Annotated in this window: 9 protein-coding genes; 4 read left to right on the forward strand and 5 right to left on the reverse strand. The window is 68.1% G+C overall.

What is annotated here, in order from left to right:
• Positions 1 to 5 precede the first annotated feature (5 nt).
• From ACRWNM_RS35170 to ACRWNM_RS35180, 3 genes are all read right to left on the reverse strand, one after another.
• Positions 6 to 911, reverse strand: coding sequence for a Cgl0159 family (beta/alpha)8-fold protein (locus tag ACRWNM_RS35170; RefSeq protein WP_431972481.1), 906 nt, complete (start codon positions 909 to 911; stop codon positions 6 to 8).
• Entirely contained in the window at positions 908 to 1,864 is a 957-nt protein-coding gene (gene iolC / locus ACRWNM_RS35175) for a 5-dehydro-2-deoxygluconokinase (protein ID WP_431972482.1), read from the reverse strand. Before iolC ends, ACRWNM_RS35170 begins: the two co-directional genes overlap by 4 nt.
• 69 nt (positions 1,865 to 1,933) lie before the next feature.
• Positions 1,934 to 2,836, reverse strand: coding sequence for a TIM barrel protein (locus tag ACRWNM_RS35180; RefSeq protein ID WP_431972483.1), 903 nt, complete (start codon positions 2,834 to 2,836; stop codon positions 1,934 to 1,936).
• A gap of 288 nt (positions 2,837 to 3,124) precedes the next feature.
• Between ACRWNM_RS35180 and ACRWNM_RS35185 the strand changes: the two genes are divergently transcribed.
• The 4 genes from ACRWNM_RS35185 (at position 3,125) to ACRWNM_RS35200 (ending at position 7,225) form a co-directional block, all read left to right on the forward strand.
• On the forward strand, positions 3,125 to 4,126 hold the full coding sequence (locus ACRWNM_RS35185) for a LacI family DNA-binding transcriptional regulator (protein WP_431972484.1): 1,002 nt from the start codon (positions 3,125 to 3,127) through the stop codon (positions 4,124 to 4,126).
• A gap of 54 nt (positions 4,127 to 4,180) precedes the next feature.
• Positions 4,181 to 5,194, forward strand: coding sequence for a Gfo/Idh/MocA family protein (locus ACRWNM_RS35190; RefSeq protein ID WP_431972485.1), 1,014 nt, complete (start codon positions 4,181 to 4,183; stop codon positions 5,192 to 5,194).
• Positions 5,195 to 5,358: 164 nt separating this feature from the next.
• Positions 5,359 to 5,649 (forward strand): hypothetical protein, encoded by a 291-nt coding sequence (locus ACRWNM_RS35195; RefSeq protein ID WP_431972486.1) that lies wholly within the window; start codon positions 5,359 to 5,361, stop codon positions 5,647 to 5,649.
• Positions 5,650 to 5,884: 235 nt separating this feature from the next.
• A complete protein-coding gene (locus tag ACRWNM_RS35200) occupies positions 5,885 to 7,225 on the forward strand; it encodes a HupE/UreJ family protein (RefSeq protein ID WP_431972487.1) in 1,341 nt (446 codons plus the stop codon).
• Between the two features lie 277 nt (positions 7,226 to 7,502).
• Here the strand turns inward: ACRWNM_RS35200 and ACRWNM_RS35205 are convergent, their stop codons facing one another.
• Together ACRWNM_RS35205 and ACRWNM_RS35210 are read right to left on the reverse strand one after the other, a co-directional pair.
• Positions 7,503 to 7,856 carry a DUF397 domain-containing protein gene (locus ACRWNM_RS35205; protein ID WP_431972488.1) on the reverse strand — a complete coding sequence of 118 codons (354 nt, stop codon included), beginning with the start codon at positions 7,854 to 7,856 and terminating at the stop codon, positions 7,503 to 7,505.
• A 9-nt stretch (positions 7,857 to 7,865) separates the two neighbouring features.
• Complete coding sequence (locus ACRWNM_RS35210) at positions 7,866 to 8,732, reverse strand: helix-turn-helix domain-containing protein (RefSeq protein WP_431972489.1); 867 nt, start codon at positions 8,730 to 8,732, stop codon at positions 7,866 to 7,868.
• Positions 8,733 to 8,823 lie beyond the last annotated feature (91 nt).

Here is an 8,823-nt window from a genome sequence, read left to right on the forward strand (position 1 = left end):
CTCCGTCATCGGGACGCCTTCAGCATGCGGGCCGCCGCGTCGACGGCGACGGCGACATCGCCGTCCGGCGGATACAGCAGAGCGCGCCCGACCACCAGGCCGCGCACCACGTCGTGGTGCAGCGCGCCGCCCCAGGCGGCCAGGTCGGCCGCGGGGTCTCCGGAGGGCGAGCCGCCGAGCACCACCACCGGCAGCGTCGTGGCGTCCAACACCGAACTGTCCTCGGGTGCGGGAATTTTCAGCCAGGTGTAGGCGGAGGTGACGCCGAGGCCGGAGGCGACCGTGATCGCCCGCGCCAGCGACGGCGCGTCCTTGCTCATCACCAGCGCGCCGGAGTGGTCGCGGTGATACGGCAGCGGTTCCACCATCGCCATCAGACCGTGCGCCGCCAGCTCGGAGACCGCCTGCGCGCAGGCGTGCAGGGTGGACGCCGTACCGGGATCGGAATCGACGAGGCGCAGCAGCATCTTGCCGCCGTCGAGGCGGCAGCGGACAAGGGCGTCGGCGTCGTAGCCGGTGAACCGGTCGTCGATCTCCCACTCCGCGCCCGCCAAGCCGCCGCGGTTCATGGAGCCGATCACCACCTTGTCGTCGAGCGCGTCGAGCAACAGCAGTTCCTCGACCACGTCGGGCGAGCCGAGCACGCCGTCCACGGCGGGATTCGCCAACGCGATCAGCAGCCGCTCCAGGAGCGCGCGGCGGTCGGCCATCGCGGTGCGATCCGATCCGACGCCGAGCGCGCCGCGGGCGGGGTGGTCGGCGGCCACCAGGAACAGCGTCTCGCGGTCCGACAGCACGCTCGCGCGCCGAATCCGCTTGGCGTAGGCCCGCTCCACGGCCGCGGGGTCCTTGGCGCGCATCCGCAGCAGCTCGGCCCAACGATCGTCGGTCAGGTACGGGACGGCGTTCATCGGCACAGCAGCTCCTCGATCTCCGCCGCCGTCGGCATGGCGTCCGCGCAGGCCAGCCGGGCCGCGACCAGCGCGCCCGCCGCGTTGGCGTACGTGGCGATCCGGTGCGGGTCCCAGCCGGCGAGCAGCCCGTGGACCAGCGCGCCGCCGAAAGCGTCGCCCGCGCCGAGACCGCACACCACTGTCACCGGGCACGGCGGCACGGTCCGGCGCTCGTCGGCGGTGGCGACGAGTACACCGTCGGCCCCGCGTTTGATCACCGCGAGCCGGACCCCGCGCGCCAGCAGTCGATCGGCTGCCGCGTCGGGGTCGGCGGTGCCGACCGCGACGCCGACCTCGGTGCGGTTGCCGACGACGACGTTCACGTGGTCGATCAACCCGCCGATCTCGGCGCGCGCGGTCGCCTCGTCGGGCCAGAACATCGGCCGGTAGTCCAGGTCGAGCACCGTGTGCCCGCGCCGGGCGCGCCGCTCCAGGATCGCGCGCTGGGTGCCGCGGGCGGGTTCGGCGCTCACTCCGGTGCCCGTGACCCACAGCAGCGGGACGGCATCGATGAGATCCCACGGCACGTCGTCGGGTGTCAAGGTGAGGTCGGGCGCGATCGGGGCGCGGTAGAACAGCAGGGGCGGATCGGCGGGCGGATTCAGCTCGCAGAAGACCACGGGCGTCAGCAGATTCGGCGCGGTGCCGACGTGGTCCGCGGCGACGCCGAACTCGGTGAGCGCCGCGCGCACATAGGAACCGAAGCCATCCGGGCCGACCTTGGTGAGGACCGCCGTGCGACGGCCGAGGCGCGCGGCGGCCACCGCGACGTTGGTCGCGGTGCCGCCCAACGATTTCGCGAAGGAGCGAACCTCGGCCAGCGGCACGCCGCTTTGCTCCGGATACAGGTCGACGCCGACGCGGCCGATGGTCAGCGCCTCCGTCGTCCCCGCCCCGGCGGCCGCGGTCACGAGCGGACCACCCGCGCCAATTCGTGTCGCAGCGCGTCCCATGTGGCCCCGCCCGCCATCCGCGCCCTCCTACATTCGCGCCGACGTCGATGCGACGCCGAGATCGGCGAGATAGCGCAGACTGCGTTGCGCGTCACGGCTCGCCGACTCCACCGGGTCGGTCGGCCGCAACGCCATGTCCTGCTCGATGACGAACCAGCCGCGGTAACCGGCCTCGTGGACGGCGCGCACGAGCGCGGCGATGTCGACGTCGCCCGCACCGAGCGGCACATAGAGTCCGCGGCGCACCGCATCGCTGTATTCCACTGCGCCACCGCGCACTTCGCGTGCCAGATCGGCGCGCACATCCTTCAGGTGGACGTGGCCGATGCGGTGCGCATGCCGCCGGGCCAGGCCGACCGGATCGGTTCCCCCGACGAGCAGGTGGCCGGTGTCGAGACAGAGATCGAGATCGGAGTCCGCGAGGAATCGTTCGACTTCGTCCTCCGTCTGCACCTGGGTGCCGACGTGCGGATGCACCGCGGTGCGCAGACCGTGCGCGGCCGCGAGGTCACGAATGGCGGCCGCGGTGTCCAGGAGGGTCCGCCACCCGGCCGCGTCGAGCCGTGGGCGGAGGTTGTAGCCCGCCAACCCGGTGGCGGCGGCCAGCACCAGGACCTCGGCGCCGGTCGCCGCGAACAGTTCGGCCGCGCGCCGCGCCGCCGCCAGCGCCTGCTCCGGCGCACGGTGCAGCGGCAGCGCGAGGAATCCGCCCACGGCGCGGATGCCGAATCCGTCGAGCAGCGCGCGCAGCGCGGCCGGGTCGTCCGGGAGATAGCCGGGCGGACCCAGCTCGGTCGCGGTGATGCCGAGTCGAGTCATCTCGGCCAGCACGGTCTCCGCGTCGAGCACATGGCCCCAGCCGGGGACTTCGCACACGCCCCAGGAGATCGGCGCGGCCGCGATACGCAGCGGGTAGAGAGATTCGGTCATCGCACCCTCCGGCCTTCGAGGTGAACAGGCGCCCTCGCTTGGAGCGCTCCAACTATGTAACGCGGGCCACAGCGTGTCAAGGGTTGCGGCCCCTCCGCGTTTCCTTGTCTCTACCTCGTATTTCTTTGCCAGGCATGACAACAGGGCATGGTGCGAAAGGTGCTCGGCGCCGGATTGGAGCGCTCTATTGATCGGCCCGCTTCGCTGCGTGTAACGTCCGATCCGGCACCCGGTACAGCCCGTTCGACGGGCTGGGAGCCGGACACGGGACGGCCGGACGGAGGCGAGATGGCGCGACCGACGATGGAGGACGTCGCCGCCCGCGCCGGCGTCTCGCGGGCGCTGGTATCGCTGGTCATGCGGGATTCGCCGAAGGTCAGCGCACACCGTCGCCGCGCCGTGCTGGAGGCCGCGCGCGATCTCGGCTATCAGCCGCACATCATGGCCAGATCGCTGGCCAGTCGCACCTCCAATATCGTCGGAGTCCTCGTCTCGGATCTGCGCAACGCCTTCTTCGCCGACGTTGTGGAGGGCATGGACGCCGTCGCCCAGCGATCGGGGCTCGAATTGATTCTGAACACCGGCAGGCGTAGCGCGGCCCGTGAGCGCACCGCACTGGAGAGCTTGCTGTCGTTCCGCCCCGGCGGGATCATCCTGCTCTCCCCCGTGCTACCCGCCTCCGCGATTCGTCATGCGGCACAACAGGTTCCGATCGTCCTGGTATCCCGCGGCTCTACCATCGCCGGCGTCGACACCGTCAACGACGACGGCGAGATCGGCAGCGCGCTGGCTGTCGACCACCTGGTTTCCCTCGGCCACAGTCGAATCGTGCACCTGGACGGGGGCGCAGCTTTCACCGCCGCCGCCCGCCGCCGCGGCTACCGCACCGCCATGGCGCGGCACGGCCTGGAACCGATGGTCATCGCCAGCGAGCACACCGACTCGGCAGGCATGGAAGGCGTGCGCAAGCTGCTGAAGATCTTCTCCCCCAGCACTTTTCCCACCGCGCTGATGTGCGGCAACGATTTCAACGCCGTGGGCGCGATGTCGGCGCTCGAGGAAGCCGGGCTGCGAGTGCCGGACGACGTCTCCGTCGTCGGCTATGACAACACGTCGCTTGCCGCGCTGCGCCACATCTCGCTCACCACCATCGACCAGCCGCGCGTCCGGATGGGCGGGCTCGCCGTCGAAGCGCTCGCCGAACGTCTCCGCGACGGCCGCATCGACCCCGTCCGCCGCAGGCTGGAACCCAAGCTCGTCGTCCGAGGAACCACCGCCGCACCCGGCTGAATCACAGCGAAACACCAAGGCAAGCAATCGAATTCTTACCGAGCAGGAGGATCGATGAGCACCACCGTCACCATAGGCCTCGTGGGCACGGGCCGCATCGGCACCGCGCACGCCGAAACGCTGCACGAACTTCCGGGGGTCGACCGCGTCCTTGTCGCCGATATCGACACCACTCGCGCGCACGCCGCGGCGGCCAAGCTCGGCGTCGAAGCCGTCCCCGACATCCAGACGCTGCTCGCCGCCGGCCTCACCGGCCTCGTCGTCGCCACCGCCACCGACTCCCACCCCGCGCTGATCGCCGCCGCCGTCGACCGTGGCATCCCCGTCTTCTGCGAAAAGCCCGTCGCCGCCGACATCGACGGCACCCTGGCCGTGCTCGACCACCTGCGCGGCGCCACCGTCCCCGTGCAGATCGGCTTCCAACGCCGCTTCGACGCCGGCTACCGCGCCGCGCGCGCGGCCGTCGCGAGCGGCGAACTCGGCTGGCTGCACACCCTGCGGGCCACCACCCTCGACCCGGCGCCGCCGCCCGCCGACTACGTCCGTCGCTCGGGTGGACTGTTCCGCGACTGCGGCGTCCACGATTTCGACATCATCCGCTGGGTCAGCGGCCGCGAGGTCACCGAGGTCTACGCGCACGGCGCCAATCGCGGCGACCAATTCTTCACCGCCGCAGGCGATATCGACACCGCCGCCGCCCTCCTCACGCTCGACGACGGCACTCTCGCCACGGTGAACCTGGGGCGCTACAACGGCGTGGGCTACGACGTCCGCCTCGAGGTCCTCGGCTCACGCGGCAACGCCATCGTCGGCCTCGACGACCGCGCTCCACTGCGCTCCGTCGAACCCGACCACCACGCCTCGCCCTACCCCGCCTATCCCGGCTTCATGGAACGATTCCGCCGCGCCTACACCGAGGAACTCGCCACCTTCGTCGCCGTCGCCACCGGCTCCACCCCCACCCCCTGCACCGTGGCCGACGCGCTCGAAGCCGCCTACATCGCCGAAGCCTGCACACGCTCCCGCGCCGAGCGCCGCCCAGTCGCGCTCACCGAAGTGCGCCGCTGAGTCCCCCCACCACACCAGTCCTGCTCACACATCACGGAGACACCCACCACCCTGGCACAACGATCGAGATACGGAACCGAAACCTGTCGGACCCCACCGCCAAACTGTTGGTACTCAGCACAACAGCCGTCGCTCACCAGCGACACGCATCACCCGGGGGTCCCATGTTCCAGGTCGCACTCACCGCTGTCTCCCTCACCTGCATCGCCACCGCCGTCCTCGCCCTCACCGCAGGCGGCATCGCCGACTCCCTCGCCGCCCGCGCCATCAAAGCCTCCGAATCCTGCTTCATCGGCGACACGATGCCCACCGACAAGTTCTTCGAGAACCGGCAGAGGTACGAGCGGCTGCACCGGATTACGGTGCGGTTGATGATGGGTGGGTTGGGGACGTTGGTGGTGGGGATCGCGGTGCTGGGGGTGGCGGCGTGGCAGTTCAAACACGCGGGGCGTTGACGGTCCCGGACCCGACACGCCTCCTGCGAATCCCTTGCGGGAAGGCATTTCGAACCTCCGACTGCGGAAATGTGATCAGCGCCGCCACCAAACTTCGCACCGGGCTTTGACGAGAACTATCACCGGGCCAGTCGCCAGGCCCCTTCGGCTCGACAGGCTATCCGCATGCAGGCTGTCGCGAAGATAGGTCGATCGGCCGATTCGGGTGTACCCGTGGAACGCGCATCATCGGCCCATGACACGAACACTACGCAGAGTGCTGGTCGCGCTGGGTTGTGCAGTTATCGTATTGCTATACAACCCGATTGCCGCACCAGCGCATCCGATGCCGGGCACCAAGGTTCTGCTCGATGTGCGCGAGACGGCAATCAACGCAGAATTGCTGGTACCCGCAGCCAATCTCGCGGAGGCCAGCGGTATCGATGTCAACCTGAAGCCGGACCTGTCGGCCGAGGACTTCGCCAGACTGGCGAGCTATTTCCGCGACCATCTGCGGCCCGCCACGCCGGACGGCGTGCCGTGGACCGTCCAGATCGGCGACCTGCGTCTGGACTACGCAGACCAGACGGCCACCGGTTCTTACAAGGAACTCGTCGTCCATGCAGTGCTGACCGCGCCGCCGGGCGTCGACATGCGCCGATTCGTCTTGGGCTACGACGCCGTCATCCACAAGGTTGTCACGCACATCGCCATCGTCGCGGTCCGTCAGGACTGGCAAGCCGGGCAAGTCGATGCCGATAATGACGCCAGACAGGTCGGCGTCGTACGCATGGACACCGAGTCCATGACCGTGCCACCCCTATCGGTGGATCTGAACGATGCCAGCGCGTGGCGGGGATTCGTCGGAATGGTGATGCTCGGTGGCCATCACATTCTCGAGGGCACTGACCACCTCCTGTTTCTGTTCACCCTCCTCCTACCAGCTGTGCTGATAGCCAAGGCTGGTCGTTGGCACCCGGACAACCGCCCGCGTCGCGCCGTTCGGCACATCCTGGCTGTCACAATCGCATTCACCGTGGGGCACTCCGCTGCGCTCGTGGTCAGCGCCCTGAGTCGGCTGGAGATCCCTGCGCGCCCGGTCGAAACACTCATCGCCGCGACGATCCTGGTGGGCGGCGCACACGCCATCCGGCCGCTGTTCCCGGGCCGAGAAGCCGTCGCCGCCGGGACATTCGGGCTTATCCACGGTATGGCGTTCTCGTTCACCCTGGCCGAACTGGAGTTGTCCACCCGCCAACTGGCGCTCAGTCTGCTCGGGTTCAATCTGGGCATCGAGGCGATTCAGTTGCTGCTGGTCGCGCTCGCCCTGCCGCCACTACTCGTACTGGCCACCACCCGAGCTCAGCCAGTCCTTCGCGTCGGCGGCTCACTCCTGGTAATCATCGCCGCCCTCGGCTGGGCGTTCGATCGACTCGGGTTCGCCAACCCGATCGCCCGTGCCGCGGACCAGGCCGGCACAATGATCCTTCCGATCATCATTACCGCAGCCGGTGTCGCCGTTGTAGTGCTGGCCGCCCAGGTGCTGAGACGGCGGTCAAGGGTACGTCGACCGCAGCTGCTTGGGGTCGCCGACTAGGAGCCTGTGAACAACTGCTCATATCCGTGGTTGGGTGCGGGCGAGCAGGACATGAGCATGACCATCGACCAGGTGACTCAGGCTTCGCGGTGGTCGGGTAGGCGTTCATAGTCGCGGATGCATCTGCAGCGCAGGCAGATCCAGGCCAGTAAGCGTTCGACGAGCCAACGGCGTGCCGCACGACGAAGCCGGTCATGATGTCGTGTCGGTGTCATCTTTGCACCGCGCTGTCGCCGGTCAGATCACGGCAACCGCTGTTCCGCTCCAGCTCCGAGTTTCAGCTCGACACAAACCCATCTACGAAGTCGAACTCACCGTCGCGTACGCCGGCGCGAAAGGCAGACCATTCACCATCATCGAAGCTGAGCGACTCCGATCCAGACAACGACCGAACCAGCGTCGCGTCACCGCTGATCTCGACGGCGACAACGCCATTTGCGTCGCCGGCCCGATCCTGTACCTCACAGACAAACCTGCTCCAAGCAGCAGCGTCGAAGGTGATGATGCCATCGGCGGGCCGCTTGCTGTGCCGCAAATGCACGGCACCGTCTCCAGGTGCGACCTCCACACAGTTCTCACCGGCGCCGCTGTAGCTCGAGGTTCGCCAGTCGAGGCGGTCGTCGATGATCAACCGGTACTCCTAACCCACGCGTGCAAGCCTCGCGATGCGGTCCCGGATGAGATCAGCCGAGTCCGACTCCGAGAGCGCCGATCCGCAAAGCCGATCGGCAGTCATCCTATACTCGCCGACCTGGCCGGCCTCCTGCACATACAAGGCTCCAGCCGGATATTCGATGTATCCGATCGACTGAGCTTGCTCGAAGTCGAGCAGCATGAAGTCGCCGTCGAGTCCGTCGTGCACCGTCACGGTCACCGGCATCACGTGCAGTTCGACATTGTCGAGGCCGACCAGATCGAGCAAGTGCTCAAGTTGTGCGCGCATGATCGAGGGACCACCGACCATGCGGTCGAGCACGTACTCCTCGATCACTGCACGAAAGTGCAACGGCCGATCCACATCTGTCAGGCGCTGACGAGCCATCCGTGCCTGCACCACCTGCGGCACGTCGATCGGCGGTACGCGCAGGTGACCGTCGAGCAACGCGGTCGCATACTCGGCAGTCTGTAGCTGCCCGGGCAGTAACTGCGGCTCGTAGGTAAAAGCACTGCTGGCGAGCCCTTCCAGTCCGACAAACGTTCTGAACCACCCCGGCAGGACATCCCGAAACGGCGTCCACCAGATCGTTTGATCGGCACGTCCCGCCAGCGACGTGACCCGATCGCGGTAGGCAACATCGACGCCGTAGAACGCCAACAGCCGGTCGACGTCATCCGGCTGCTGTTGCAGCTTCGCCGCCTCCAACGCGTTGATCCGTGATTGCGCACATCCGAGCAGCTTTGCCGCCTCCGCCTGCGTCTTGCCAGAACGCTCGCGGGCAACGCGCAGATCGTGCCCGATCAAGAAGCGCAACGCAGTGGGATCGGACCGTGTACCGGGATCAGACATCGGACTCCCCTTGTCGGACTTCAGCGAGAACCTGAACCGAGCAATGCCACGTCAAGATATATCACTTCGTCAATCGCGGGATGTTCCAGAT

Origin of the sequence: Nocardia sp. bgisy134 (assembly GCF_965341865.1) — a bacterium.
Taxonomy (GTDB): domain Bacteria; phylum Actinomycetota; class Actinomycetes; order Mycobacteriales; family Mycobacteriaceae; genus Nocardia.

Bases quoted from the DNA above. Each gene is read 5' to 3' on its own strand.
- ACRWNM_RS35170 (WP_431972481.1), bottom strand. From the start codon at position 911: ATGAACGCCGTCCCGTACCTGACCGACGATCGTTGGGCCGAGCTGCTG.
- ACRWNM_RS35180 (WP_431972483.1), bottom strand. From the start codon at position 2,836: ATGACCGAATCTCTCTACCCGCTGCGTATCGCGGCCGCGCCGATCTCC.
- ACRWNM_RS35185 (WP_431972484.1), top strand. From the start codon at position 3,125: ATGGCGCGACCGACGATGGAGGACGTCGCCGCCCGCGCCGGCGTCTCG.
- ACRWNM_RS35190 (WP_431972485.1), top strand. From the start codon at position 4,181: ATGAGCACCACCGTCACCATAGGCCTCGTGGGCACGGGCCGCATCGGC.
- ACRWNM_RS35195 (WP_431972486.1), top strand. From the start codon at position 5,359: ATGTTCCAGGTCGCACTCACCGCTGTCTCCCTCACCTGCATCGCCACC.
- ACRWNM_RS35200 (WP_431972487.1), top strand. From the start codon at position 5,885: ATGACACGAACACTACGCAGAGTGCTGGTCGCGCTGGGTTGTGCAGTT.
- ACRWNM_RS35210 (WP_431972489.1), bottom strand. From the start codon at position 8,732: ATGTCTGATCCCGGTACACGGTCCGATCCCACTGCGTTGCGCTTCTTG.